This is a genomic window from Streptomyces sp. NPDC001381 (genome assembly GCF_042895685.1).
Lineage (GTDB): Bacteria > Actinomycetota > Actinomycetes > Streptomycetales > Streptomycetaceae > Streptomyces.
Genome location: NZ_JBIAWO010000003.1, coordinates 538,541 through 561,723, shown reverse-complemented (window position 1 = coordinate 561,723; position 23,183 = coordinate 538,541). Strand labels below are relative to the sequence as shown.

The 23,183-nt window shown below is 72.9% G+C and carries 23 protein-coding genes; 10 read left to right on the top strand and 13 right to left on the bottom strand.

Annotated features, from left to right (window positions below):
* Positions 1 to 5 precede the first annotated feature (5 nt).
* A complete protein-coding gene (gene deoC, locus ACFY2L_RS16175; RefSeq protein WP_390822820.1) occupies positions 6 to 965 on the bottom strand; it encodes a deoxyribose-phosphate aldolase in 960 nt (319 codons plus the stop codon).
* A gap of 134 nt (positions 966 to 1,099) precedes the next feature.
* Here deoC and ACFY2L_RS16170 point away from each other — a divergent pair, with 134 nt between their 5' ends.
* Positions 1,100 to 1,795 carry a PH domain-containing protein gene (locus tag ACFY2L_RS16170; protein ID WP_390658346.1) on the top strand — a complete coding sequence of 232 codons (696 nt, stop codon included), beginning with the start codon at positions 1,100 to 1,102 and terminating at the stop codon, positions 1,793 to 1,795.
* Between the two features lie 138 nt (positions 1,796 to 1,933).
* Here ACFY2L_RS16170 and ACFY2L_RS16165 read toward each other — a convergent pair whose 3' ends face one another.
* The 4 genes from ACFY2L_RS16165 to ACFY2L_RS16150 form a co-directional block, all read right to left on the bottom strand.
* Positions 1,934 to 3,565 carry a phospho-sugar mutase gene (locus tag ACFY2L_RS16165; RefSeq protein WP_390658347.1) on the bottom strand — a complete coding sequence of 544 codons (1,632 nt, stop codon included), beginning with the start codon at positions 3,563 to 3,565 and terminating at the stop codon, positions 1,934 to 1,936.
* 135 nt (positions 3,566 to 3,700) lie between these two features.
* On the bottom strand, positions 3,701 to 4,525 hold the full coding sequence (locus ACFY2L_RS16160) for a purine-nucleoside phosphorylase (protein WP_390658348.1): 825 nt from the start codon (positions 4,523 to 4,525) through the stop codon (positions 3,701 to 3,703).
* A gap of 132 nt (positions 4,526 to 4,657) precedes the next feature.
* A complete protein-coding gene (locus ACFY2L_RS16155; RefSeq protein WP_390658349.1) occupies positions 4,658 to 4,954 on the bottom strand; it encodes a type II toxin-antitoxin system RelE/ParE family toxin in 297 nt (98 codons plus the stop codon).
* 15 nt (positions 4,955 to 4,969) lie between these two features.
* Positions 4,970 to 5,416, bottom strand: a complete 447-nt coding sequence (locus ACFY2L_RS16150) for a gamma-glutamylcyclotransferase (RefSeq protein WP_390658350.1) — start codon at positions 5,414 to 5,416, stop codon at positions 4,970 to 4,972.
* A gap of 94 nt (positions 5,417 to 5,510) precedes the next feature.
* Here ACFY2L_RS16150 and ACFY2L_RS16145 point away from each other — a divergent pair, with 94 nt between their 5' ends.
* Both ACFY2L_RS16145 and ACFY2L_RS16140 read left to right on the top strand, forming a co-directional pair.
* Positions 5,511 to 6,959, top strand: coding sequence for an NAD(P)H-quinone dehydrogenase (locus ACFY2L_RS16145; protein WP_390658351.1), 1,449 nt, complete (start codon positions 5,511 to 5,513; stop codon positions 6,957 to 6,959).
* Between the two features lie 178 nt (positions 6,960 to 7,137).
* A complete protein-coding gene (locus tag ACFY2L_RS16140) occupies positions 7,138 to 8,103 on the top strand; it encodes a DeoR/GlpR family DNA-binding transcription regulator (protein ID WP_390658352.1) in 966 nt (321 codons plus the stop codon).
* A 725-nt stretch (positions 8,104 to 8,828) separates the two neighbouring features.
* Here the strand turns inward: ACFY2L_RS16140 and ACFY2L_RS16135 are convergent.
* Complete coding sequence (locus tag ACFY2L_RS16135) at positions 8,829 to 10,601, bottom strand: acetyl/propionyl/methylcrotonyl-CoA carboxylase subunit alpha (protein ID WP_390658353.1); 1,773 nt, start codon at positions 10,599 to 10,601, stop codon at positions 8,829 to 8,831.
* Between the two features lie 384 nt (positions 10,602 to 10,985).
* Here ACFY2L_RS16135 and ACFY2L_RS16130 point away from each other — a divergent pair, with 384 nt between their 5' ends.
* Positions 10,986 to 11,546 (top strand): hypothetical protein, encoded by a 561-nt coding sequence (locus ACFY2L_RS16130; protein ID WP_390822622.1) that lies wholly within the window; start codon positions 10,986 to 10,988, stop codon positions 11,544 to 11,546.
* Here ACFY2L_RS16130 and ACFY2L_RS16125 read toward each other — a convergent pair.
* The 4 genes from ACFY2L_RS16125 to ACFY2L_RS16110 all read right to left on the bottom strand — a co-directional run bounded on the left by ACFY2L_RS16125 (position 11,515) and on the right by ACFY2L_RS16110 (position 14,334).
* On the bottom strand, positions 11,515 to 12,132 hold the full coding sequence (locus ACFY2L_RS16125) for a Maf family protein (RefSeq protein ID WP_390658355.1): 618 nt from the start codon (positions 12,130 to 12,132) through the stop codon (positions 11,515 to 11,517). The genes ACFY2L_RS16130 and ACFY2L_RS16125 overlap by 32 nt on opposite strands.
* Before the next feature lie 4 nt (positions 12,133 to 12,136).
* Positions 12,137 to 12,280 carry a morphogenic membrane protein MmpB gene (mmpB, locus tag ACFY2L_RS16120; protein WP_390658356.1) on the bottom strand — a complete coding sequence of 48 codons (144 nt, stop codon included), beginning with the start codon at positions 12,278 to 12,280 and terminating at the stop codon, positions 12,137 to 12,139.
* Positions 12,281 to 12,502: 222 nt separating this feature from the next.
* A complete protein-coding gene (locus ACFY2L_RS16115) occupies positions 12,503 to 12,712 on the bottom strand; it encodes an acyl-CoA carboxylase epsilon subunit (protein ID WP_390658357.1) in 210 nt (69 codons plus the stop codon).
* A gap of 17 nt (positions 12,713 to 12,729) precedes the next feature.
* Positions 12,730 to 14,334, bottom strand: a complete 1,605-nt coding sequence (locus tag ACFY2L_RS16110) for an acyl-CoA carboxylase subunit beta (RefSeq protein WP_390822621.1) — start codon at positions 14,332 to 14,334, stop codon at positions 12,730 to 12,732.
* Between the two features lie 110 nt (positions 14,335 to 14,444).
* On the opposite strand from ACFY2L_RS16110, the gene ACFY2L_RS16105 reads away from it, so the two are divergent.
* Together ACFY2L_RS16105 and ACFY2L_RS16100 are read left to right on the top strand one after the other, a co-directional pair.
* Positions 14,445 to 15,311 carry a biotin--[acetyl-CoA-carboxylase] ligase gene (locus ACFY2L_RS16105; RefSeq protein WP_390658359.1) on the top strand — a complete coding sequence of 289 codons (867 nt, stop codon included), beginning with the start codon at positions 14,445 to 14,447 and terminating at the stop codon, positions 15,309 to 15,311.
* 167 nt (positions 15,312 to 15,478) lie between these two features.
* Complete coding sequence (locus tag ACFY2L_RS16100; protein ID WP_390658360.1) at positions 15,479 to 16,609, top strand: adenylate/guanylate cyclase domain-containing protein; 1,131 nt, start codon at positions 15,479 to 15,481, stop codon at positions 16,607 to 16,609.
* Between the two features lie 312 nt (positions 16,610 to 16,921).
* Here ACFY2L_RS16100 and ACFY2L_RS16095 read toward each other — a convergent pair whose 3' ends face one another.
* Entirely contained in the window at positions 16,922 to 17,497 is a 576-nt protein-coding gene (locus ACFY2L_RS16095; RefSeq protein ID WP_390658361.1) for a hypothetical protein, read from the bottom strand.
* 239 nt (positions 17,498 to 17,736) lie between these two features.
* Between ACFY2L_RS16095 and ACFY2L_RS16090 the strand changes: the two genes are divergently transcribed.
* From ACFY2L_RS16090 to hutH, 3 genes are all read left to right on the top strand, one after another.
* Positions 17,737 to 18,540 carry an enoyl-CoA hydratase/isomerase family protein gene (locus tag ACFY2L_RS16090; RefSeq protein WP_390658504.1) on the top strand — a complete coding sequence of 268 codons (804 nt, stop codon included), beginning with the start codon at positions 17,737 to 17,739 and terminating at the stop codon, positions 18,538 to 18,540.
* A gap of 98 nt (positions 18,541 to 18,638) precedes the next feature.
* Positions 18,639 to 19,781 (top strand): diguanylate cyclase domain-containing protein, encoded by a 1,143-nt coding sequence (locus ACFY2L_RS16085; protein ID WP_390658362.1) that lies wholly within the window; start codon positions 18,639 to 18,641, stop codon positions 19,779 to 19,781.
* A 101-nt stretch (positions 19,782 to 19,882) separates the two neighbouring features.
* A complete protein-coding gene (gene hutH / locus ACFY2L_RS16080) occupies positions 19,883 to 21,421 on the top strand; it encodes a histidine ammonia-lyase (protein WP_390822818.1) in 1,539 nt (512 codons plus the stop codon).
* A gap of 87 nt (positions 21,422 to 21,508) precedes the next feature.
* Here hutH and ACFY2L_RS16075 read toward each other — a convergent pair whose 3' ends face one another.
* The gene (locus ACFY2L_RS16075; RefSeq protein ID WP_390658363.1) at positions 21,509 to 22,297 is read right to left on the bottom strand and encodes a hypothetical protein; all 789 of its coding nucleotides are present in this window, start codon (positions 22,295 to 22,297) and stop codon (positions 21,509 to 21,511) included.
* A 42-nt stretch (positions 22,298 to 22,339) separates the two neighbouring features.
* Entirely contained in the window at positions 22,340 to 22,663 is a 324-nt protein-coding gene (locus tag ACFY2L_RS16070) for an LPXTG cell wall anchor domain-containing protein (RefSeq protein WP_390658364.1), read from the bottom strand.
* A gap of 109 nt (positions 22,664 to 22,772) precedes the next feature.
* On the opposite strand from ACFY2L_RS16070, the gene ACFY2L_RS16065 reads away from it, so the two are divergent.
* Complete coding sequence (locus ACFY2L_RS16065) at positions 22,773 to 23,117, top strand: hypothetical protein (protein WP_390658365.1); 345 nt, start codon at positions 22,773 to 22,775, stop codon at positions 23,115 to 23,117.
* The last annotated feature ends 66 nt before the right edge of the window (positions 23,118 to 23,183 follow it).

Sequence of the window (23,183 nt, the reverse complement as noted above, 5' to 3'; positions counted from 1 at the left end):
GGTGATCAGTCCACCGTCACGTAGTCGGGGCCGGAGTAACGGCCGGTGGCCAGCTTCTGCCGCTGCATCAGCAGGTCGTTCAGGAGCGAGGAGGCGCCGAAGCGGAACCAGTGGTTGTCCAGCCAGTCCGCGCCCGCCGTCTCGTTGACCAGCACGAGGAACTTGATGGCGTCCTTGCTGGTGCGGATGCCGCCGGCGGGCTTCACACCCACCTGGACGCCGGTCTGGGCGCGGAAGTCGCGGACGGCCTCCAGCATGAGGAGGGTGTTGGCGGGGGTGGCGTTGACCGCGACCTTGCCGGTGGACGTCTTGATGAAGTCGGCGCCCGCCAGCATGCCGAGCCAGCTCGCCCGCCGGATGTTGTCGTACGTCGACAGCTCGCCCGTCTCGAAGATGACCTTGAGGCGGGCCGCCCCGCAGGTCTCCCGCACGGCGAAGATCTCGTCGTACACCTTCAGGTAGTTGCCCGCGAGGAACGCCCCGCGGTCGATGACCATGTCGATCTCGTCGGCACCCGCGGCGACCGCGTCGCGCACGTCCGCCAGCTTCACCGGGAGGGCGGCGCGGCCGGCCGGGAAGGCGGTGGCGACGGAGGCGACCTTCACGCCCGAGCCGGCGACGGCCTCCTTGGCGACGGCCACCATGTCGGGATAGACGCAGACCGCGGCCGTGGTGGGCGTGGTGCGGTCGGTCGGGTCGGGGCGGACCGCCTTGGCGCCGAGCGCCCGGACCTTGCCCGGGGTGTCCGCGCCTTCCAGCGTCGTCAGGTCGACCATCGAGATGGCCAGATCGATGGCGTACGCCTTCGCGGTCGTCTTGATGGAACGGGTGCCGAGCGAGGCGGCGCGTGCCTCCAGGCCGACCGCGTCGACGCCGGGCAGCCCGTGGAGGAAGCGGCGCAGCGTGCTGTCGGACGAGGTGACGTCCGAGAGGGGGTGCGCTGCGGAGGGTGCATTGGTGGGCATGGTCACCAGACGAGCATATCTACGCGCGTAGCGGATGTATACCCCGGCGGACGTATCCGGCTCGCCCCCGTGCGCGTCGCGCCGGCCGGGGCCGCGGATGAGCGGGGAGTGGGGCTTCGGGCAGAATCGGGGCCATGACGACCCCGGAAGACCAGCCCTCCGCACCGCAGCCCCCGGCCTCCGAGCCCGCCGACCGCGTCCACCGGTCGTCCGCCGGCATCGCCGGCGGCGTGCTGCTGCTGGGCCTCGCCGGCTGGCTCGGCATCGACGCGATCGTGGCGGGCGAGGGGCGTACGCCGTGGCTGGCGCTCGCGGTGCTCATCCTCGTCGTGCCGCTGACCGTCGCCTTCACCCTGCGGCCCGCCGTGTACGTCGGCCAGGACCGGCTGCGGGTGCGCAACCCGTTCCGGGTGATCGTGCTGCCCTGGGGGCAGGTCGCGGCGCTGCGGTCGGGGTACTCCAACGAGGTCGTCGCCCGGTCGGGGAAGAAGTACCAGCTGTGGGCCGTCCCGGTGTCGCTGCGGGCCCGCAAGTCGGCGGCCCGCCGGGAGGCCAGGGCGGCGGCGGAACGGACCACGCCGCGCGACCCGCGCGAAGGCCGGGGAGGCAGGGGAGGCCGGGGCGGCTTCGGCGGCTCGTCCGGGCCGGTCCCCGAGGGCCCTGTCCGGTCCGCGACCGACCGGGCCATGGACGAGATGCGGGCCCTGTGGGAGTCGCGCGAGAAGGAGGAGAGCGCGCAGGGGGAGGTGACCGTGCGCTGGGCCTGGGAGATCCTCGGACCGGCGGTCGCCGGGGCGGTCGTGCTGGGAATTCTGCTGGCCGTGGGGTGAGCCGGGCGGGGTGACGGGGGGCCGGCCGTGCGGGGCGTCGCCGCGGGGCGTGGGGCGGTCTTCGGGGCGGTGGGGTGGTGGCCTGCCCCGGCGTGGTGGGCCGGGGCAGGCGGGTGGTGCGGGGGACTGGGCGTACGGTCAGATGCCCGCCGCTGCCGACAGGTCCCGCTTGATCGACGCGAGGAGGTCGGTCGCCCGGGCGCGGGCGGCCGGGAGGGCGGTGAGGCCGGTCACCGGGATCACCACCTCCAGGTAGCACTTCAGCTTGGGCTCGGTGCCGCTGGGGCGGACGATGACACGGGCGCCCTCGAGGGTGTAGCGCAGTCCGTCGGTCGGCGGCAGCCGGTCCGTGCCCCGGGTGAGGTCCTCGGCGCGGGTGACGGCCAGCCCGGCGAGCGAGACCGGAGGCCGTTCCCGGAGCCGGCGCATGGCGTCGGCGATGACGGACAGGTCCTGCACCCGGACCGAGAGCTGGTCGGTGGCGTGCAGACCGTGTTCCACGGCGAGGTCGTCCAGGAGGTCGAGGAGGGTGCGGCCCTCCTCCTTGAGCTGCGAGGCGAGCTCGGTGATCAGCAGGGCGGCCGTGATGCCGTCCTTGTCGCGCACGCCCTCCGGGTCCACGCAGTAGCCGAGGGCCTCCTCGTAGCCGTAGCGCAGGCCCTCGACGCGGGCGATCCACTTGAAGCCGGTGAGGGTCTCCTCGTAGGGCAGTCCGGCCTTCTCGGCGATCCGGCCGAGCAGCGAGGACGAGACGATCGACTCGGCGAAGGTGCCGCGGGCGCCCCTGCGGACCAGGTGGGCCGCGAGCAGCGCGCCGACCTCGTCGCCCCGCAGCATCCGCCAGTCGCCGCCGTCGGGCACGGCCACCGCACAGCGGTCGGCGTCCGGGTCGTTGGCGATGATCAGATCGGGGCCGTTCGCCCGGGCCGCGGCGAAGGCCAGGTCCATGGCGCCCGGCTCCTCCGGGTTGGGGAAGGCGACGGTCGGGAAGTCGGGGTCGGGCTCGGCCTGCTCGGCGACGAGGACCGGCTCCGGGAACCCGGCGCGGGCGAAGGCGGCGAGCAGGACGTCCTTGCCGACGCCGTGCATCGCCGTGTAGACGGTGCGGGCGGTCCGGGGCGAGCCCGTGGCGAGGACGGCGTCGGTGCGGGCCAGATAGGCGTCGAGGACGGCGTCGTCGAGGATCTCCCAGCCGGACTCCGGGCGGGGCACGTCGTCCAGCGAGCGGACGGCGTCGATCTCGGCGGCGATCTCCGCGTCGGCGGGCGGGACGATCTGCGAACCGTCGCCCAGGTACACCTTGTAGCCGTTGTCGCGGGGCGGGTTGTGGCTGGCCGTGACCTCGACCCCGGCGACCGCGCCGAGGTGCCTTATGGCGTACGCCAGGACGGGCGTCGGCAGGGGCCGGGGCAGCACGGCCGCCCGCAGCCCGGCGCCGGTCATCACCGCGGCGGTGTCACGGGCGAAGTCGGCGGACTTGTGGCGGGCGTCGTAGCCGATGACCACCAGTCCGCCGGTCCCGCCGTTCTTCCTGAGGTAGCCGGCGAGACCGGCGGCGGCGCGGATGACGACCGAGCGGTTCATCCGCATCGGGCCGGCGCCGAGCTCCCCGCGCAGACCGGCGGTGCCGAACTGGAGGGTGCCGCGGAAACGGGCGGCCAGTTCGGCGACGTCCCCCGCCTCGATGAGCTTGCCCAGCTCGGCGCGGGTCTCGGGGTCGGGATCCTCCGCGAGCCAGGTCTGGGCGCGGGCGAGGAGATCGTCGTGCACGGGGATGAACCTCCGGTTGCTTGTCGGCGCCGGTTGCTCTTCCAGCTCGGTCCGGCATCACCCGGCCCGCCCGGCGTTTGAGGACGAGGCCCGCTCAGGGCCCGAGGGGGTGGGGGCACGGCCCCGGAGACGTGCCTACAGCCGTCCGAGCACCTGGGCCAGCAGCGACCCCATGCGCGTCGCCGAGTCACGCCCGGCCTGGAGGACCTCCTCGTGGTTCAGCGGCTCACCCGTCATCCCCGCGGCGAGGTTCGTCACCAGGGAGATGCCCAGCACCTCGGCGCCCGCCTCGCGGGCCGCGATGGCCTCGAGCACGGTGGACATGCCGACCAGGTCCGCGCCGATGACCCGGGCCATCCGGATCTCGGCCGGCGTCTCGTAGTGCGGGCCGGGGAACTGGGCGTAGACGCCCTCCTCCAGCGTGGGGTCGATCTCCTTGCACAGGGCGCGCAGCCGCGGCGAGTACAGGTCGGTGAGGTCGACGAAGTTCGCGCCGATGATCGGGGAGGTCGCCGTGAGGTTGATGTGGTCGCTGATCAGGACCGGCTGACCGGGCCGCATGCCCTCGCGCAGACCGCCGCAGCCGTTGGTCAGGACGACGGTCTTGCAGCCCGCCGACACGGCCGTGCGGACACCGTGCGCGACGGCGGCGACCCCGCGGCCCTCGTAGTAGTGGGTGCGGCCCAGGAACACCAGGGCGCGCTTCTCGCCGATGCGGTACGAGCGGATCTTGCCGCCGTGGCCCTCGACCGCCGGCGGCGGGAAGCCGGGCAGCTCGGTGACCGGGAACTCGGCGTCGGGGGCGCCCAGGGCGTCCACCGCGGGTGCCCAGCCGGAGCCCATCACGAGGGCGACGTCGTGGGTCTCGGCGCCGGTCAGTTCGCGCAGGCGCGCGGCGGCGGCGTCGGCGGCGGCGTGGGGGTCGCCCTGGATGTCGTCCGGGAGAAGAGATGCGTTCACGCGGATGAGGGTAGCCGGTTCTTGCCTACGCGCGTAGATGACAGAGCCCACGGGATGGCGATCGTTGTCTTGTCGTTTCCATCCCGCGCGGCATGATCAGGCGTCGGGCCGGGTGTCCGGTCATGTGTCCGGTCATGTGTCCGGTCCCTCGTCCGGTACGAGTACGTCCTCGTCGCTGAAGACCTCGACGACGAAGATCAGCAGCCGTCCGCGGCTGACGATGTACTCAGCGAAGACGTGCCGGGTGAGCCTGACCGTGCGGTCGTCGCCCGAGGCGCTCACCGCGCGGGACGCCGGCAGGTAGGGGTCGCGCGCCAGCACGTCGACGCCCCTGTCGAACCTGGCGCGCTCCTTGGCGTCCAGGCGGTCGCGCTCCGCCGCGGCCTGCTCGGTGTAGTGCACTTCGTAGCCGTGCCGTGCCCCGCTCATGCACACCAGGATCGGTCAGCAGGGTCGCTTCCGCAGCTCCATCACGTAGTCGTGCGGCGCCCCCGCCGACTCCGCCGCGTCGGCGATCTCGCCCAGGTAGCGGGCCGACGGCAGCCCGCCCTCGTACCCGTTGAGCACGTACGCCCACGCCCCGGTCTCGCCGTCCAGGGTGTGCACCCGTACCCGCACCCTGCGGTAGATCCCCAGACCGACGCCCTCCCAGCGGTCCAGGGACTCCTCGTCCATGGGGGCGATGTCGTACAGGGCGACGAAGACCTGCGCCTCCGGGTCCGCGGTGTCCTCCACGACCGTCGCCAGCGCGCCCTCCCAGCCGAGCTGCTCGCCGCCGAAGGTCAGCCGCCAGCCGTTGAGCCAGCCCGTCGCGCGCAGGGGCGAGTGCGGGGCGCGGCGGGTCATCAGCCGCGCGTCGAGGTTGCCGGCGTACGCGGCGTAGAGCGACATGCGACGAGGGTACGGCAGTCGGAACAGCGGCCACTCCCGTCACTGAAGGCCCCCGCCGCACCCCGGGGAGTACCACCGCGGCCGGTGCGGGACAATGGAGTACGTGACTCGGATCGTGATCATCGGTGGCGGACCCGGCGGCTATGAGGCGGCCCTGGTGGCCGCGCAGCTCGGCGCGGAGGTGACCGTCGTCGACTGCGACGGTCTGGGCGGAGCGTCGGTGCTGACCGACTGCGTGCCGTCGAAGACCCTTATCGCTACGGCCGAGGTCATGACGACCTTCGACTCGTCGTACGAGGAACTCGGCATCATCGTCGCCGACGACACCCCACCGCTGGAACAGGCGGCCCGGGTCGTCGGCGTGGACCTCGGCAAGGTCAACCGGCGGGTGAAGCGGCTCGCGCTCGCCCAGTCGCACGACATCACCGCCTCCGTCACCCGGGCCGGCGCCCGCGTGCTGCGCGGCCGTGGCCGGCTGGACGGCATGCAGGCCCTGGACGGCTCCCGCAAGGTCGTCGTCACCGCGGCCGACGGCACCGAGGAGACCCTCACCGCCGACGCCGTCCTGATAGCGACCGGCGGCCACCCCCGCGAGCTGCCGGACGCCCAGCCCGACGGCGAGCGCATCCTGAACTGGACCCAGGTCTACGACCTCGGCGAGCTGCCCGAGGAGCTCATCGTGGTCGGCTCGGGTGTCACCGGTGCCGAGTTCGCCGGCGCCTACCAGGCCCTCGGGTCGAAGGTGACGCTCGTGTCCTCGCGCGACCGGGTGCTGCCGGGCGAGGACCCGGACGCCGCCGCCGTCCTGGAGGACGTCTTCCGGCGCCGCGGCATGAACGTCATGGCCCGCTCCCGGGCGGAGTCCGCCAAACGGGTCGGCGACCGCGTCGAGGTCACCCTCTCCGACGGGCGGGTCATCACCGGCTCGCACTGTCTGATGGCCGTCGGCGCCATCCCCAACAGCGCGGGCCTGGGGCTGGAGGAGGCGGGCGTCAGGCTCCGCGACTCCGGGCACATCTGGACCGACAAGGTCTCCCGCACCACCGCGCCGGGCGTGTACGCCGCCGGGGACGTGACCGGGGTGTTCGCGCTCGCGTCCGTCGCCGCCATGCAGGGACGTATCGCCATGTACCACTTCCTCGGCGACGCGGTGGCCCCGCTCAACCTCAAGACGGTCTCCTCGAACGTCTTCACCGACCCCGAGATCGCCACCGTCGGCTACACCCAGGCCGACATCGACGCGGGCAAGATCGAGGCCCGCGCCGTCAAGCTGCCGCTGCTGCGCAACCCGCGCGCCAAGATGCAGGGCATCCGCGACGGCTTCGTCAAGATCTTCTGCCGGCCCGGTACGGGGATCGTCGTCGGCGGTGTGGTCGTCGCGCCGCGCGCCTCGGAACTGATTCACCCCATCTCGATCGCCGTCGACAACAATCTGACGGTCGAACAGATCGCGAACGCGTTCACCGTGTACCCGTCCCTTTCGGGGTCGATCGCCGAGGTGGCCCGGCAGCTGCACACGCGCAAGGTGGCGGGGGAGGCCTGACGGCCGGTTCCGACTTCCCGCCGGACACGGCGAGTTGACGGACGCACAGGAGGGTTTACGGACGGCATGGGCGCCGGAACTGCGCCCTATACCACTTCACGTCCTCCTGTGCGAACAACTTCGACTATTCGGTGTAAAGAGCTGAAAGCAGACGGTCGCCCGCGTTACTGTCAGTTTCGTGTTCGCTGCAGAACGTCGCCAATTGATCCTCGAAATGGTGCGAGCGAACGGGGCCGTGTCGCTCCGTGAGCTCGCCCGCGTCGTCCAGACCTCCGAAGTGACCGTACGGCGGGACGTGCGCGCACTGGAGGCAGAAGGACTCCTCGACCGCCGGCACGGCGGTGCGGTATTGCCGGGCGGGTTCACGCGGGAGTCCGGCTTTCCGCAGAAATCCCATCTCGCGACCGCCGAAAAGACCGCCATCGCGGACCTCGCCGCCAACTTCGTCGAAGAGGGCGAGGCCATCGTCGTCGGGGCCGGTACGACCACCCAGGAGCTCGCGCGCCGTCTCGCGCGCGTGCCGGGACTGACGGTCGTCACCAACTCCCTCCTGGTGGCCCAGGCGCTGGCCCATGCCAACAGAGTCGAAGTCGTGATGACGGGGGGCACCCTGCGCGGCTCCAACTACGCCCTCGTGGGCAGCGGAGCCGAACAGTCCCTCCAGGGGCTGCGCGTCTCCAGGGCCTTCCTCTCCGGGAGCGGGCTGACCGCCGAGCGCGGACTGTCCACGTCCAACATGCTGTCGGCGTCGGTCGACCGGGCCCTCGTCCAGGCGGCCGCCGAGGTCGTCGTCCTCGCGGACCACACCAAGCTCGGCACCGACACCATGTTCCAGACGGTGCCCACGGACCTCATCACCCGCCTGGTGACCGACGAGCCGCCCGCGCACGACGACCGCGCCGCCACCGAGCTGCAGGCTCTCGCGGACCAGGGGGTGCAGATCGCCGTGGCCGGGGCGTCCGGAAGCCCGGGGGGTGACACGGTCCCGGCGCGCCCCCAGCAGCAGCGCCGGGACGTTCCCCTTCCGGCACCGCGCCGGGGCCAGGTCCCGGGCGCCGCGGCGGGACTGCGCGCGGCCGCCGTCCTCGGCGAACAGCCCCCCGGCGCCGAACGCGCCCGGGTCGCCGACCTCCGCCGCCGCTGAACCCCGCCCCACCTGAAGCACCGCCCACACACACCGGCACCGGCGTGGAGAGCCGCTGCCGCGAGGGGGCGCGGTGAGCCGCGGCCACCGGAGCCGGAACGCCGAGAGCCCCTGCAGATCGCCCTCAAGGGGCAGGCGGCCGCGGTTGCCGTCGGCATCGGAGGGGGTCGGTGAGAGCCCCTGCCGGTCGCCCGCAGGGGGCGGGCGGCTGCGGTTCGCCGTAGGCATCCGAGCTGGGACGGTGAGAGTCCCTGTCGGTCGCCGTGCACGGGTGGGTTGCTTTCCGCTGGGTGCGAGCGCGCGATGTCGGGGCAGCGCCCCGGACGGTTCACGGGCGGGCGTGCGGTGGGGCCCCGGGGCCCGGAAGTGGGGCAGAGGTCCTGACGGTCGTCGTGGCTGCGGTTGGCGTCGGCATCGGAGAGGGGCGGTGAGAGCCCCTGCCGGTCGCCCGCAGGGGGCGGGCGGCTGCGGTTCGCCGTAGGCATCGGAGCCGGGACGGTGAGCGTCCCTGTCGGTCGCCGTGCAGGGGTGGGTTGCTTTCCGCTGGGTGCCAGCGTGCGATGTCGGGGCAGCGCCCCGGACGGTTCACGGGCGGGTGTGCGGTGGGTCGTCGGTGCTGGAGTGTCGGGTGGTGAGCCCCGGACGGTTGTCAGGGAAAAGCGAGGCGCCCGGTGGGCCGCTGTCGCGGTTCACCGGGCGCCCTTGACGCTCGTGCTGCGGGGGTGTCAGTCCTTGATCTCGCAGATCGCCGCACCCGAGGTGATGGACGCGCCGACCTCGGCCGCGAGGCCCTTGATGGTGCCGGAGCGGTGCGCGTTCAGCGGCTGCTCCATCTTCATCGCCTCCAGGACGACGATCAGGTCGCCCTCCTTGACCTCCTGGCCCTCCTCGACCGCGACCTTGACGATCGTGCCCTGCATCGGGGAGGCGAGGGTGTCGCCGGAGGCGACGGGGCCGGACTTCTTGGCCGCCCGGCGCTTGGGCTTGGCGCCGGCGGCGAGGCCGGTGCGGGCCAGGGTCATGCCGAGCGAGGCCGGGAGGGAGACCTCCAGGCGCTTGCCGCCGACCTCGACGACGACCGTCTCACGGCCCGTCTCCTCGTCCGCCTCGGTGTCGGCCGGGGAGGTGAAGGGCTTGATGTCGTTGACGAACTCGGTCTCGATCCAGCGGGTGTGGACCGTGAACGGCTGGTCCGAGCCGGTGAGCTCGGGGGCGAACGCCGGGTCCTTGACGACCGCGCGGTGGAACGGGATGGCCGTGGCCATGCCCTCGACCTGGAACTCCTCCAAGGCGCGGGAGGCTCGCTGCAGCGCCTGCTCGCGGGTGGCGCCGGTGACGATCAGCTTGGCCAGCAGGGAGTCCCAGGCCGGACCGATGACCGAGCCGGACTCGACGCCCGCGTCCAGACGCACGCCCGGGCCCGACGGCGGGGCGAACGAGGTGACCGTGCCGGGAGCCGGGAGGAAGTTGCGGCCCGGGTCCTCGCCGTTGATGCGGAACTCGAAGGAGTGCCCGCGCAGCGGCGGGTCGTCGTAGCCGAGCGCCTCGCCGTCGGCGATGCGGAACATCTCGCGCACCAGGTCGATGCCGGCGACCTCCTCGGTCACCGGGTGCTCCACCTGGAGACGGGTGTTGACCTCCAGGAAGGAGATCGTCCCGTCGTTGCCGACGAGGAACTCCACCGTGCCGGCGCCGACGTAGCCGGCCTCCTTCAGGATCGCCTTGGAGGACGAGTACAGCTCGGCGACCTGCTCGTCGGACAGGAACGGCGCCGGGGCCTCCTCGACGAGCTTCTGGTGACGGCGCTGCAGGGAGCAGTCACGGGTGGAGACCACCACGACGTTGCCGTGCTGGTCGGCCAGGCACTGCGTCTCCACGTGGCGGGGCTTGTCGAGGTAGCGCTCGACGAAGCACTCGCCGCGCCCGAAGGCGGCGACCGCCTCACGGACGGCCGACTCGTACAGCTCCGGGACTTCTTCCAGCGTCCGGGCGACCTTCAGACCGCGGCCGCCGCCGCCGAAGGCGGCCTTGATCGCGATCGGCAGCCCGTGCTCCTGCGCGAAGGCGACGACTTCTTCCGCGCCGGACACCGGGTCCGGCGTACCGGCCACGAGGGGCGCGCCGGCCCGCTGCGCGATGTGGCGGGCGGCCACCTTGTCGCCGAGGTCGCGGATGGCCTGCGGCGGCGGGCCGATCCAGATCAGACCGGCGTCCAGGACCGCCTGGGCGAACTCGGCGTTCTCCGAGAGGAAGCCGTAGCCCGGATGGATGGCGTCCGCGCCGGACTCGCGCGCGGCGTTCAGCACCTTGTCGATGTCCAGGTAACTGGTCGCCGGAGTGTCACCGCCCAGGGCGAACGCCTCGTCCGCTGCCCGGACATGCAGAGCATCCCGGTCCGGCTCGGCGTACACGGCCACGCTCGCGATACCGGCATCCCGGCACGCCCGGGCCACGCGGACTGCGATTTCGCCACGGTTGGCGATGAGCACCTTGCGCACGATTGAGGCTCCCTCCTTGAAACAAGCCGAGTTTAGGGACTGCCGACACGACACATCGACCCGTCCCCAGAGGTGAGCTTGCCCACACGGAGCGTGATGCGAGGCTCACTCGACCGTGAAATCCCTTGTAGTACCGCCGTACGCAGCACTCCTCCGGGCAACCCTAGCCTTCCCGTGTGGTCAAGGTCTCTGTGAGAGCGTGCTGCGGCCCACTCTGTTTCTTTGTGGAGTCCCTACGAATGGCCCAACGATTCTTTGCCCTGCGCAGAACCCTTGTCCCCGGGTTTACCCGTTAGTAGCGTTCGCGATGTCTCGAACGTACTTGGGGTAACTGCAACCCCGCTCGAGCCGTGCTCGGGCGGAGGCGAAAGTGGGTGGGGACCGGTGGTACGCAGACCGGTGGCGTTGATCGTGGCGCTCGTGCTGTTCGCGGAGGCGCTCGGCATCGCCGTGCTGAACTGGTCCCTGGGGACCCTGGCCGAGCGGCAGAACATGTCCCTGGCCGGCATCGACCCGGACGTCATGGCGACGTCCTCGAAGGCCGGCGGGATCGGCTTCGGCCTCTACTTCGCCTTCTGCGGCCTGGTCGCCCTGCTGGTGGGCCTGCGCAACCGTCCGCCGGCCGGTTTCGGGCGGATCCTGCTGATCAGCGCGGCCGTCGTGCACGCCCTGCTCGGCGCGTTCGCCTGGGGGCTGCTGGGCAGGCAGCAGTTCGCGTTCATGATGGTGGTGCTCGCGCTGATCGTCCTGCTCCTGATGACCTACGACGTCCAGCCGGGGCCCGCCGCCGAGGCGCCCCGGGACGGCGACGGGGGCGGCGGGGAGCCCGAGGGCGACGCGACGGCCGGGGAGCGGCCCGAGGACGGCGGTGAGGGCACCAAGGGCGAGGACATCAAGGGCGAGGGCTCGCCGCTCACGCCTCCCGCGGCGCCCACAACTCCGTGATGCCGACCCCCAGCTGGGCCAGCAGCCTGCGCACCAGGGGCAGGCTGATGCCGATGACGTTGCCGTGGTCGCCGTCGATGCCGTCGATGAAGGGCGCCGAACGGCCGTCGAGGGTGAACGCCCCCGCGACGTAGAGCGGCTCGCCCGAGGCGACGTACGCGGCGATCTCCTCGTCGCTCGGCTCGCCGAAGCGGACCACCGTGGAGGCGGTGGCGGAGGCGTAGCGCCCGCTGACGGTGTCGTAGACGCAGTGGCCCGTCTGGAGCGTGCCCGCCCGGCCGCGCATCGCCTTCCAGCGGGCCGTGGCCTCCTCGGCGTCCGCGGGCTTGCCCAGCGCCTCGCCGTCCAGGTCGAGCACCGAGTCGCAGCCGATCACCAGCGCGCCCTTGACCTCGGGCCGCGCGGCGACCACGGAGGCCTTCGCCTCGGCGAGGGCGAGCGCCAGCTCGGCGGGGGTGGGGGCGGTGACGGCGTCCTCGTCCACCCCGCTCACGACGACCTCGGGGGCGAGGCCGGCCTGGCGCAGGAGATTCAGCCGGGCGGGAGACTGGGAGGCGAGGACGAGGCGGCGGGGGGCTGCGGTCATGCGGTCAGCGTATCGCCGCCGCCTGGAGACCGAGCACGATCAGCGCGATCACCATGGCCAGGGCCAGGAAGAGGCCGAGCCGCCTCAGGGTCTCCTGCATGTCGCGGAGTTCCTCGGGCGGCTCGTTCTTCGGGTCGGACCACAGCATGCCACCAGCGTGGGCCCCGGCCGGGGCGGAGCGCCTGAGTACGCGTACTCAACTTGCCCGGCGCGCCGGTTTGCCCGGCCCCGTCGTGGTGCCCGGCCCGCGGGCACGGTGAACGGCCCGCGGCCGTGTCCTCCGGGCCGCGGGCCGGTGGGGGCGCAGGTCCCCCGCGCCCCCTGGGGTGTGTCCGGAGGGCGCAGGTCCCCGCGCCCTCCGGGATGTGTCTCAGCCCGGCCAGTAGGTGCGGGACCAGGACGCCTGGCCCGGCTGGGGCAGGTGCCGGCCCGCGATCCTCGCCGGGTCGGACCACGCGTCGCGAGGGGTCTCCGCGCCGGACGGCGCGGCTGCCGCCGCCGCGGCGCGGGCTCTGACCACCGCCAGGGCGGCGGCCAGCTCCTCCGCTGTCGGGTTGCCCCGTACGACCTTGATGTTCATGACGGCTCCCAGCAGGCCTAGAGGGGGATGTTGCCGTGCTTCTTCGGAGGCAGGGATTCCCGCTTGGTGCGCAGCTGACGCAGGCCGCGCACGATGTGCCGGCGGGTGTCCGACGGCATGATCACGGAGTCGACGTAGCCGCGCTCGGCCGCGACGTACGGGTTGAGGAGGGCGTCCTCGTACTCCTGGATCAGCCGGGCGCGCACCGCCTCCAGGTCCTCGCCGTTCGCTTCCGCCTCCGCGATCGTGCGGCGGTGCAGGATGTTGACCGCGCCCTGGGCGCCCATGACGGCGATCTGGGCGGTCGGCCAGGCCAGGTTGAGGTCGGCGCCCAGGTGCTTGGAGCCCATGACGTCGTAGGCGCCGCCGAAGGCCTTGCGGGTGATCACGGTGATCAGCGGGACGGTGGCCTCGGCGTAGGCGTAGATCAGCTTGGCGCCGCGGCGGATGATGCCGTCGTGCTCCTGGTCGACGCCGGGCAGGAAGCCGGGGACGTCGACGAAGGTGATGACCGGGACGTTGAAGGCGTCGCAGGTGCGCACGAAGCGGGCCGCCTTCTCGGAGGCCGTGATGTCGAGGCAGCCCGCGAACTGCATCGGCTGGTTGGCGACGATCCCGACGGGGTGGCCCTCGACCCGGCCGAAGCCGGTGAGGATGTTCGGCGCGAACAGCGGCTGCGTCTCGAAGAACTCGGCGTCGTCCAGGACGTGTTCGATCACCGTGTGCATGTCGTACGGCTGGTTGGCGCTGTCCGGGACGAGGGAGTCCAGCTCCAGGTCCTCGTCGGTGACGGCGAGGTCCGCCTCCTCCGGGAAGACCGGGGCCTCGGAGAGGTTGTTGGACGGCAGGTACGACAGCAGCTGCTTGACGTACTCGATGGCGTCCTTCTCGTCGCCCGCCATGTGATGCGCCACGCCCGACACCGAGTTGTGGGTGCGCGCGCCGCCCAGCTCCTCGAAGCCGACGTCCTCACCGGTGACCGTCTTGATGACGTCCGGGCCGGTGATGAACATGTGCGAGGTCTGGTCGACCATCACCGTGAAGTCGGTGATCGCGGGGGAGTAGACCGCGCCGCCCGCGCAGGGCCCCACGACCAGCGAGATCTGCGGGATGACACCGGAGGCGTGGGTGTTGCGGCGGAAGATCTCGCCGTACGCCCCCAGGGACGCGACGCCCTCCTGGATGCGCGCGCCGCCGGAGTCGTTGATGCCGATGACCGGGCAGCCGGTCTTCAGCGCGAAGTCCATCACCTTGACGATCTTCTGGCCGTAGACCTCGCCCAGCGCACCGCCGAAGACGGTGAAGTCCTGGGAGAACACCGCCACCGGACGGCCGTCGACCGTGCCGTACCCGGTCACGACACCGTCGCCGTAGGGGCGGTTCTTGTCGAGGCCGAAGTTGGTGGAGCGATGGCGGGCGAACTCGTCCAGCTCGACGAAGGAGTCCTCGTCGAGGAGGAGTTCGATGCGCTCACGGGCCGTCAGCTTGCCCTTGGAATGCTGCTTCTCGACGGCGCGTGCGGAGCCGGCGTGCGTCGCTTCCTCGATACGGCGCTGGAGATCCGCGAGCTTGCCCGCGGTGGTGTGGATGTCGATCTCTTGACGCTCTTCCGGCTCGGACATCGGGATGCGGCTCCCTGCCTGCTCAAAAGGGGGGACGGTTACTCATCCGTAGAGTAGTGGTGCGCCTACCAATCAGCAGTGCGGCGTTTCACACACCTAGGGTGGCTTGCATGACGCCCCGAGATGCATCAGACGCCGACGGCAGCCGCTGGTCCGATCTGGACCGGCCGCCCCTCAACGCCACCGCCCTGCGCCGGGCCCTGGTGCGGGAGGGCGGCCTGTGGTCCGAGGTGGAGGTGGTGCAGCGGATCGGGTCCACCAACTCCGAGCTCGTGACGCGGGCGACCCAGGGCGGGGCGGGGGAGGGGGCCGTGCTCGTCGCCGAGGAGCAGACCTCGGGACGGGGCCGGCTGGACCGCCGCTGGACGGCACCCCCGCGCTCCGGGCTCTTCTTCTCCGTCCTGCTCCGGCCGGGCGAGGTCCCCGTCGCCCGCTGGGGCTGGCTGCCGCTGCTCACCGGTGTCGCCGTCGCGACGGGCCTCGCCCGGGCGGCCGGCGTCGACACGGCACTCAAGTGGCCGAACGACCTGCTGGTGACTGTGGCGGGAGAGGAACGCAAGGCCGGAGGCATCCTCGCCGAGCGGGCCGGCGAGGACGGTGTCGTCATCGGCGTCGGCGTCAACGTCACCCTGCGCGCCGACGAGCTGCCCGTCCCGCAGGCGGGGTCGCTGGCGCTGGCCGGCGCGGCCGGCACCGACCGGGACCCCCTGCTGCGGGCCGTGCTGCGGTCGCTGGAGGAGTGGTACGGGCGCTGGCGGTCGGCAGGCGGCGACCCGGCGGCCGCCGGGCTGCAGGAGGCGTACGCGGCGGGCTGCGCGACCCTCGGGCGCACGGTGCGGGCCGATCTGCCCGGTGAGCGGTCCGTCGTGGGGGAGGCGGTGGCGGTCGACGGGGACGGGAGGCTCGTGATCGCGACGAAGGAAGGGGTACAGGAGCCGGTGGGGGCGGGAGACATCGTGCACCTGCGACCGGCGTGAGGGGTGGCGGCCCGTCCGGTGAACGGGGGCCGGGTCCGCACCGGCGCCGGGTGCCGTGCGGCCGCGCGGGACTTAACGTCGGCTCCACAGGCGTGAGCTACCGCACACTGCCGTAGAGTTGAGGACCGGTCGATACCTGACCGCGGAAGATCGGAAGGGCAGCAGGCGTGACCGTCGACGACACGGGCTCCGGCGCGGGCGCGGAACGCCGGGTGGACCCCCATGCCGCCGATCCCGGCGAGGGCAACCCGCTCGCGCTGCGCCTCGAACAGCTCATTCTCGGCGCCGAGCGGCGCTACACCCCGTTCCAGGCGGCCCGCAGCGCCGGGGTCTCCATGGAACTGGCCTCCCGTTTCTGGCGGGCCATGGGCTTCGCCGACATCGGCCAGGCCAAGGCGCTCACCGAGGCCGACGTCCTCGCCCTGCGCCGGCTCGCCGGTCTGGTCGAGGCGGGGCTGCTGAGCGAGGCGATGGCGGTGCAGGTGGCGCGGTCCACCGGGCAGACCACCGCCCGGTTGGCGGAGTGGCAGATCGACTCCTTCCTGGAGGGCCTGACCGAGCCGCCCGAGCCCGGCATGACCCGCACCGAGGTCACGTACCCCATCGTCGAACTGCTCCTGCCCGAGCTGGAGGAGTTCCTCGTCTACGTCTGGCGCCGCCAGCTGGCCGCCTCGGCCGGGCGGGTGGTGCAGGCCGCGGACGACGAGGAGATGGTCGACCGGCGGCTCGCCGTCTGCTTCGCCGACCTGGTCGGCTTCACCCGGCTGACCCGCCGGATGGAGGAGGAGGAGCTCGGCGAGCTGGTCGAGGCCTTCGAGACCACCTCGGCCGACCTGGTGGCCGCCCGCGGCGGGCGGCTGATCAAGACCCTGGGCGACGAGGTGCTGTACGCGGCGGACGACGCGGGCACCGCCGCCGACATCGCGCTGCTGCTCGTCGAGACGATGAGCAACGACGAGACGATGCCCGAGCTGCGCGTCGGCATGGCCTTCGGCACGGTGACGACCCGGATGGGCGACGTCTTCGGTACGACGGTCAACCTGGCCTCGCGGCTGACGTCGATAGCGCCCCGGGACGCCGTGCTCGTCGACAGCGCCTTCGCTGAGGAGCTGATCCGCACCGGGGACGCGCCGGCCTCGGAGGCGGAGGCCGCCGAGGAGGCTGCCGCGGCGGAGAAGGAGGGCGAGGAGCCGCCGAAGTACCGCTTCGCGCTCCAGCCGATGTGGCAGCGCCCCGTACGAGGCCTGGGCGTGGTCGAACCCTGGCTGCTGACCCGCCGCCACGACCCCACGACCTGACCCCGCTCCCGCCGACCGCCGCCCCACAACCCCGGCGCCGCCCCACCGTCACGAGCACCCCCGCACCCACGCCCGGGCCAGACACCACCCGCCCGACCATCCACCCCGCCGGACTGCCCGCTCCCGCCCGCGCCCTTCCGCTGGACTGCACGCCTCCGCCCGCGACCTTCCGCCGGACCGCACGCCCCCGCCCGCGCCCGCGCCCCTGCCGTCTGGCGCCCCTGCCGTCTGGCGCCCCTGCCGTCTGGCGCCCCGGGCCGTGCGACCTGCGGTCGCGTAGCTCCGCCTGTGCCGTGGGGACCCTCGGCGGTCTCACACTCCAGGTGTCGTGTCGAGGGCGTCCACGCACAGGCCCACGACGGGGACGCAGACCGCCGGCTGAGAGGGGTGGTTCGGCTGGTGGGGGGTGGGGGGTGAGGTCGGGGTGGGAGTCGAGGGGCGGGGTGTCGTGGGGTGGGGGACGGCGGTGCGGGTCGGGGCGGGTGCGGTCGGGGTGGCCGTGGGACGGGGAGTGGGTGGGGTGGGGGTGGTGGCCGGGGGGAGGGCGACGGACGTGGGAGTGGGGCTCGTCCTGGGGGTCGCGCCGCCCATGGGGGAGGGCGCGGTCGGGGTGGCCGCGACGGTGGCGCCGGCGTTGGCCGCCCGGTCCGTGGCGCCGCCCGGGCCGGTGACGGGCTCCGGGTGGGGCTCCGCCTCCGCGGCGCCGATGCCGGCCACGCCGCCCGGGTCGGAGGACATGCGGACGAGGGCCAGCATCCCGGCGGCCAGCGCCAGGCCGCCCGCCGCGAACAGTGCCCTGCGGGGGCGCGGACGGCGGTGCCGCCCGCGCGGCGCCGCCCAGAGCCGGGAGGGCTCTGTGTACGTGTCGTCCACCGGTGTGCTCGTCATCGGGTCCCTCCCCGGTGCGGTCGCGCCCCCGATGCTCCGGGGCGGACGCACGTTATGCGCTCCGGTGAGCGGTCGGGGTGGAGTTGGGCGGGATGTCACTCGAACGGGTGGGCGGTCCCTTGCGGGGAAGGGGCCGGCCGCCACCGCCCTTTCCCCCGCGCGCCCGGCCTGGGATGATCGGGCCGTCGGTGGGTGTTAACCGGCGTTAACTCGAATGCATGGATGACACGGAGGACGTCATGAGCGAGGAGCGGTTCGGGGAGTTCGTCCTGGTGCGGCGGCACGGGGACGGCGGCCATGTCGCGGAGCTGGCCCTCGACCGGCCCAAGGCCATGAACGCCGTGTCCACGGACATGGCCCGGGCCGTCACCGGGGCCTGCGCGGCACTGGGCGAGGACCGGGACGTACGGGTCGTCGTGGTGACCTCGACGCACGAGCGGGCGTTCTGCGTCGGCGCCGACCTGAAGGAGCGCAACTCCTTCACCGACGCGGACCTGCGGCGGCAGCGGCCCACCACGCGCGGGGCGTACACCGGCGTGCTGGAACTGCCGGTGCCGACGGTCGCGGCGGTGCACGGGTTCGCGCTGGGCGGGGGGTACGAGCTGGCGCTCGCGTGCGACGTGATCGTGGCCGACCGTACGGCCGTGGTGGGGCTGCCGGAGGTGTCGGTCGGCGTGATCCCGGGCGGCGGCGGCACACAGTTGCTGCCGCGCCGGGTGGGAGCGGCCCGCGCGGCCGAGCTGATCTTCACCGCGCGCCGGGTGGAGGCGGCCGAGGCGCGGGAGCTGGGGCTGGTGGACGTGCTGGTGGACGAGGGGCGGGACCGGGAGGAGGCGCTGGCCCTGGCGTCCCGGATCGCGGGCAACTCCCCGGTGGGGCTGCGGGCGGCCAAGCGGGCCCTGCGGCTGGGGCAGGGGCTGGACCTGCGCGCGGGCCTGGAGGTGGAGGACGCGGCCTGGCGCACGACGGCGTTCTCGGGGGACCGGGCGGAGGGCGTGGCGGCGTTCAACGAGAAGCGCAAGCCGCAGTGGCCGGGTGAGTGAGGCGCCGCAGGACCGGGGCGCCGGGAGCCTGCGGCCTCCGTCACTCCATGTGCCCCCTCGGTGTCCCCTTTCGCAGTAGATGTCCCTAACCTGGGGTAATGGGTGAGGACAGACGCCTCGCGGCCGTCGTGGCGCTCGCGCAGGGGATGGCCGCCGCGCACACGCCCCGGGAGTCCTGGCGGGCCGCCGCCCTCGGGGCCTGCCGGGCGCTGGCCGGGGCCTTCGCCGCGCTCTCGGTGTGGGAGCGGGACCTGGGGCGGCTGCGGGTCCTCGTGAACGTGGGGGACCGGGCCGCCGACGAGGACGAGTTCCCGGAGGCCGAGGCCTATCCGGTGCACCAGTTCCCCGAGATCACCGAGTTCCTGCACGAGCGCTGGGTGTCCGGAGGCGAGCCCAACGCCTGGGTCGAGACGGCCGAGGGCGCCGCCGAGGGCCGGCCCGGGTACTGCCATCAACGGGTCGCCGCCCTGCGCCGGCGCGGCCGCGGCTCCTGCGTGGTCGCGCCGATCGTGCTGCACGGCCGCGCCTGGGGCGAGCTCTACGTCGCCCGCTCCTCCGGCACCCCCGTCTTCGACCGCGCCGACGCCGACTTCGCGACCGTCCTGGCCGCCGTCGTCGCCGCCGGGCTCGCGCAGACCGAGCGGCTGGAGGAAGCCAGGCGTCTCGCCTTCAGCGACTCCCTCACCGGCCTCGCCAACCGCCGTGCCGTCGATGTGCGGCTGGAGGAGGCCGTCGAGCAGCATCGCGCCCGCGGCGTGGTCGTCAGCCTCGTGGTGTGCGACCTGAACGGGCTCAAGCGGGTCAACGACACGTGCGGACACGCGGTGGGCGACCGGCTGCTGGAACGGTTCGGGTCCGTTCTCTCCCTGTGCGGGGCCATGCTGCCGGGGGCGCTCGCCGCGCGGCTCGGCGGGGACGAGTTCTGTCTGCTCGCGGCCGGTCCGTCCGCCGACGAGGTGGTGAAGGTGGCCGACGAGCTGTGCCGGCGGGCCGGGGAGCTGGAGCTCGGGGAGGGCGTGGCCTGCGGGGTGGCGTCCACCGGCGATCCCATCGGGCCCGTCCGCAGCGCCCGCAGGCTCTTCCGGCTGGCCGACGCCGCCCAGTACCGTGCCAAGGCCGTACGGGCCGCCCGGCCGGTCGTCGCGGGCCGTGAGGGCCCGGACGATCCCGTCGTACGCCTGGCCGACGAGCCGCCGCAGGAACGGCCGGCCGAGCGGCGCAGTTTCCGCGGCCGGCCCTGAGGCGCCGCGGCCGCCGGACGTGTGACGCAATCGGTAAGGAGTGAACCGGGAACCCACTGGTGACATCTTCGTCTTCACTGCGTACGCTCCTGAATATGGATATGCACACTGTGGTGGTGGGGACGTCCGGGGTGACCGCGTCCGACGTGCTCGCCGTGGCGCGCGGGGGTGCCCGCGTCGAACTCTCCGGGGAGGCGGTGGCCGCCCTCGCCGCGGCCCGCGGCATCGTGGACGCGCTCGCGGCCAAGCCCGACCCGGTCTACGGCGTCTCCACCGGGTTCGGCGCCCTCGCCACCCGGCACATCAGCCAGGAACTGCGCACTCAGCTCCAGCGCAACATCGTCCGCTCGCACGCCGCCGGCATGGGCCCGCGCGTCGAGCGCGAGGTGGTCCGCGCGCTGATGTTCCTGCGGCTGAAGACCGTCTGCTCCGGACACACCGGCGTACGGCCCGAGGTCGCGCAGACCATGGCCGACCTCCTCAACGCGGGGATCACCCCGGTCGTCCACGAGTACGGCTCCCTCGGCTGTTCCGGCGACCTCGCCCCGCTCTCGCACTGCGCCCTGACACTGATGGGCGAGGGCGACGCGGAGGGCCCGGACGGCGTCGTACGGCCCGCCGCCGAGCTGCTGGCCGAGGCCGGCATCGACCCCGTCGAACTGCGCGAGAAGGAGGGCCTGGCGCTCCTCAACGGCACCGACGGCATGCTCGGCATGCTGATCATGGCCCTCGCCGACCTGGACACCCTGTACAAGTCCGCCGACATCACGGCCGCCCTCAGCCTGGAGGCCCTGCTCGGCACCGACAAGGTCCTCGCGCCCGAGCTGCACGCCATCCGCCCGCACCCGGGCCAGGGCGACTCCGCCGCCAACATGCTCGCGGTCCTCGCCGGCTCGGAACTCACCGGGCACCACCAGGACGACGCCCCCCGCGTCCAGGACGCCTACTCGGTGCGCTGCGCCCCGCAGGTCGCCGGCGCCGGACGCGACACGATGGCCCACGCCCGCCTGGTCGCCGAGCGCGAACTGGCCTCGGCGGTCGACAACCCGGTCGTGCTGCCCGACGGCCGCGTGGAGTCCAACGGCAACTTCCACGGCGCCCCCGTGGCCTACGTCCTCGACTTCCTCGCCATCGCCGTCGCCGACCTCGCCTCCATCGCCGAGCGGCGCACCGACCGGCTGCTGGACAAGAACCGCAGCCACGGTCTGCCGCCGTTCCTCGCGGACGACGCTGGCGTCGACTCCGGCCTGATGATCGCCCAGTACACCCAGGCCGCGCTGGTGAGCGAACTGAAGCGGCTGGCCGTGCCGGCGTCGGCGGACTCGATCCCGTCCTCCGCGATGCAGGAGGACCACGTGTCGATGGGCTGGTCGGCGGCGCGCAAGCTGCGCACGGCCGTCGACAACCTCACGCGGGTGATCGCCGTCGAGCTGTACGCCGCCACCCGCGGCATCGAACTGCGCGAGGGACTCACCCCGGCGCCCGCGACCCGGGCGGTCATCGAGGCCGTCCGCGAGGCCGGGGTCGAAGGGCCGGGCCCCGACCGGTTCGTGGCGCCCGATCTCGCGGCGGCGGACGCGTTCGTGCGCGCCGGACGGCTCGTCGCGGCGGCGGAGACGGTCACCGGGCCGCTGCGGTAGAACGCCGCTGCGGTAGAACGCCGCCCCGGTGGAACGAAGGGGCCCTGCCGTACGGATGTGACGGCAGGGCCCCTGTGCGTGCCTGGGTTACTTGAGCTTGGCGACCTGCGCCTCGACCACGGCCGCGGGGACCGGGGTTCCCTTGCCCGTCGCGAAGGCGGCGAAGTTCACCGTGTAGAACGTGGCGATGGTGTTGCCCTTGCGGATCACCTCGGCGTGGAAGGTCGCGGTGCCCTCGCCGTCCATGTCGACGTTCTCCGAGAACGCCACCGCCTCGTCGCCGCCCCCGGTGCCCTTCTCCGAGGCGACCTTGGTGACCTTCGACTCCTCGCCCTCGGCCTTGAGGGCGTAGCCGCCGGAGCAGGCCGTCACGCCGTCGGACACGGCCTTCATGGTCTTCTCGGCGCCGTCACCCTCGTAGGAGGAGAGGCCCACGAAGGTCATGTCGACGTTGAAGGCGTCCTCGATGTCGGCCTCGTCGAGGTCGCCCAGCGAGGTGGGCGCGTCCGACGCCTTGTCCGCCGAGACGGTGTTGCCGGCGCCGGCGTCCGTGTCACCCGGCGCGAGAGCGGCCGTGGCCCAGGCCAGCGGGTCGCACGCCGCCTTGTCGGTCTTCACGGCCGACTTGGACTTGGGGAGGGTGTCGTCCCCGGAGGCCACCTTGTAGCCCTTGACCTCGCCCTGCGCGAGCAGCAGCTTCTCCAGCTCGGCGGCGGTCCGCGCCTTCGCGTCCGAGGCGGCGGAGGAGGAGGCGGACCCCTTGGAGTCCCCGGAGTCCTTCGACCCCTCGTCCGACGAACACCCCGTGAGGAGGGCGAGTGACAGTGCGCCGATCGCGGCGGTGGAGCACAGCCGCGCCCCCGATGATCTCTTCATGAGCGGACTATGAAGGCGTCGTCAAAGGAGAGTCAAGTCAATTCAAAAACCCAGGCGTTCCCGGCGAACCGAATAGACGACGAAGCCCGCGCCCAGGGCGAGCAGGGTGGTTCCGCCGACCACGTAGGGGGTGGTGTCGAAGCTTCCGGTGTCGGCGAGGCGGGTGCCGTCGTCGGCCGTGGTCTCCGCGCCGGCGGTCGATTCCGTGGTGCTGGACACCGCGCGCGCCTGGGTCGTGACCTGCGTCGTCGTCTCCGTTCTCGCCGTGGCTTCCTGGGACGCGTTGGCGGACGGGACGAACCACAGGGCGCCCAGCAGGGTCCCCGCGGCGGTGGCGGTCAGCAACGGACGGCGAGCGGATGACACGGAATATCGATCCCCTTGTGGCGCTGGCGAATTGGCCGTGTGGCCCGATGCTAGTGAAAGGCGCGGGTCGCGGGAAAGTTGCGGGAGCTGTGAGCCGTACTCTCCGGGCATGGCCACTGAAGAGACATCACGGTTTGTACGGCTTCGGGTGGACCTCGTGGTGGAGGTGCACGACGAGGACGAGCTGAGACGGGCGGCGGTGGAGCGGATCGCCGGCGATCCGGAGGCGTCGGACGCCGAGAGCGCCCAGGCGGTGAGCGTTGTGACGGAAGACACCGCGGAGGCCCTCGCCGGCCTGGTGGACCCGTTGGACCTGGTCAGCGGGGTGCCCGGGGTCGAGCTCCAGCAGGCGTCCTGGTCCTGCGAGCGGATCGATCACGATCCGGACTCGCCGGAGTGGGACCTCGACGAGGATGATGGCGGGGACGACGGCGAAGAAGCCGGCATCGGCTGAGCGTTCCGGGGAAATCGTGCCCGGACGGCAACCGCCGTCGGGGTTTCGTCGTCTCATCAGGCGCAC

What these genes read in the sequence shown, in the direction of transcription:
- deoC (WP_390822820.1), bottom strand. Translation starts at nt 965, where the DNA reads ATGCCCACCAATGCACCCTCCGCAGCGCACCCCCTCTCGGACGTCACC.
- ACFY2L_RS16170 (WP_390658346.1), top strand. Translation starts at nt 1,100, where the DNA reads ATGACGACCCCGGAAGACCAGCCCTCCGCACCGCAGCCCCCGGCCTCC.
- ACFY2L_RS16155 (WP_390658349.1), bottom strand. Translation starts at nt 4,954, where the DNA reads ATGAGCGGGGCACGGCACGGCTACGAAGTGCACTACACCGAGCAGGCC.
- ACFY2L_RS16150 (WP_390658350.1), bottom strand. Translation starts at nt 5,416, where the DNA reads ATGTCGCTCTACGCCGCGTACGCCGGCAACCTCGACGCGCGGCTGATG.
- ACFY2L_RS16145 (WP_390658351.1), top strand. Translation starts at nt 5,511, where the DNA reads ATGGAGTACGTGACTCGGATCGTGATCATCGGTGGCGGACCCGGCGGC.
- ACFY2L_RS16125 (WP_390658355.1), bottom strand. Translation starts at nt 12,132, where the DNA reads ATGACCGCAGCCCCCCGCCGCCTCGTCCTCGCCTCCCAGTCTCCCGCC.
- mmpB (WP_390658356.1), bottom strand. Translation starts at nt 12,280, where the DNA reads ATGCTGTGGTCCGACCCGAAGAACGAGCCGCCCGAGGAACTCCGCGAC.
- ACFY2L_RS16115 (WP_390658357.1), bottom strand. Translation starts at nt 12,712, where the DNA reads ATGAACATCAAGGTCGTACGGGGCAACCCGACAGCGGAGGAGCTGGCC.
- ACFY2L_RS16110 (WP_390822621.1), bottom strand. Translation starts at nt 14,334, where the DNA reads ATGTCCGAGCCGGAAGAGCGTCAAGAGATCGACATCCACACCACCGCG.
- ACFY2L_RS16105 (WP_390658359.1), top strand. Translation starts at nt 14,445, where the DNA reads ATGACGCCCCGAGATGCATCAGACGCCGACGGCAGCCGCTGGTCCGAT.
- ACFY2L_RS16095 (WP_390658361.1), bottom strand. Translation starts at nt 17,497, where the DNA reads ATGACGAGCACACCGGTGGACGACACGTACACAGAGCCCTCCCGGCTC.
- ACFY2L_RS16090 (WP_390658504.1), top strand. Translation starts at nt 17,737, where the DNA reads ATGAGCGAGGAGCGGTTCGGGGAGTTCGTCCTGGTGCGGCGGCACGGG.
- ACFY2L_RS16085 (WP_390658362.1), top strand. Translation starts at nt 18,639, where the DNA reads ATGGGTGAGGACAGACGCCTCGCGGCCGTCGTGGCGCTCGCGCAGGGG.
- hutH (WP_390822818.1), top strand. Translation starts at nt 19,883, where the DNA reads ATGCACACTGTGGTGGTGGGGACGTCCGGGGTGACCGCGTCCGACGTG.
- ACFY2L_RS16075 (WP_390658363.1), bottom strand. Translation starts at nt 22,297, where the DNA reads ATGAAGAGATCATCGGGGGCGCGGCTGTGCTCCACCGCCGCGATCGGC.
- ACFY2L_RS16065 (WP_390658365.1), top strand. Translation starts at nt 22,773, where the DNA reads ATGGCCACTGAAGAGACATCACGGTTTGTACGGCTTCGGGTGGACCTC.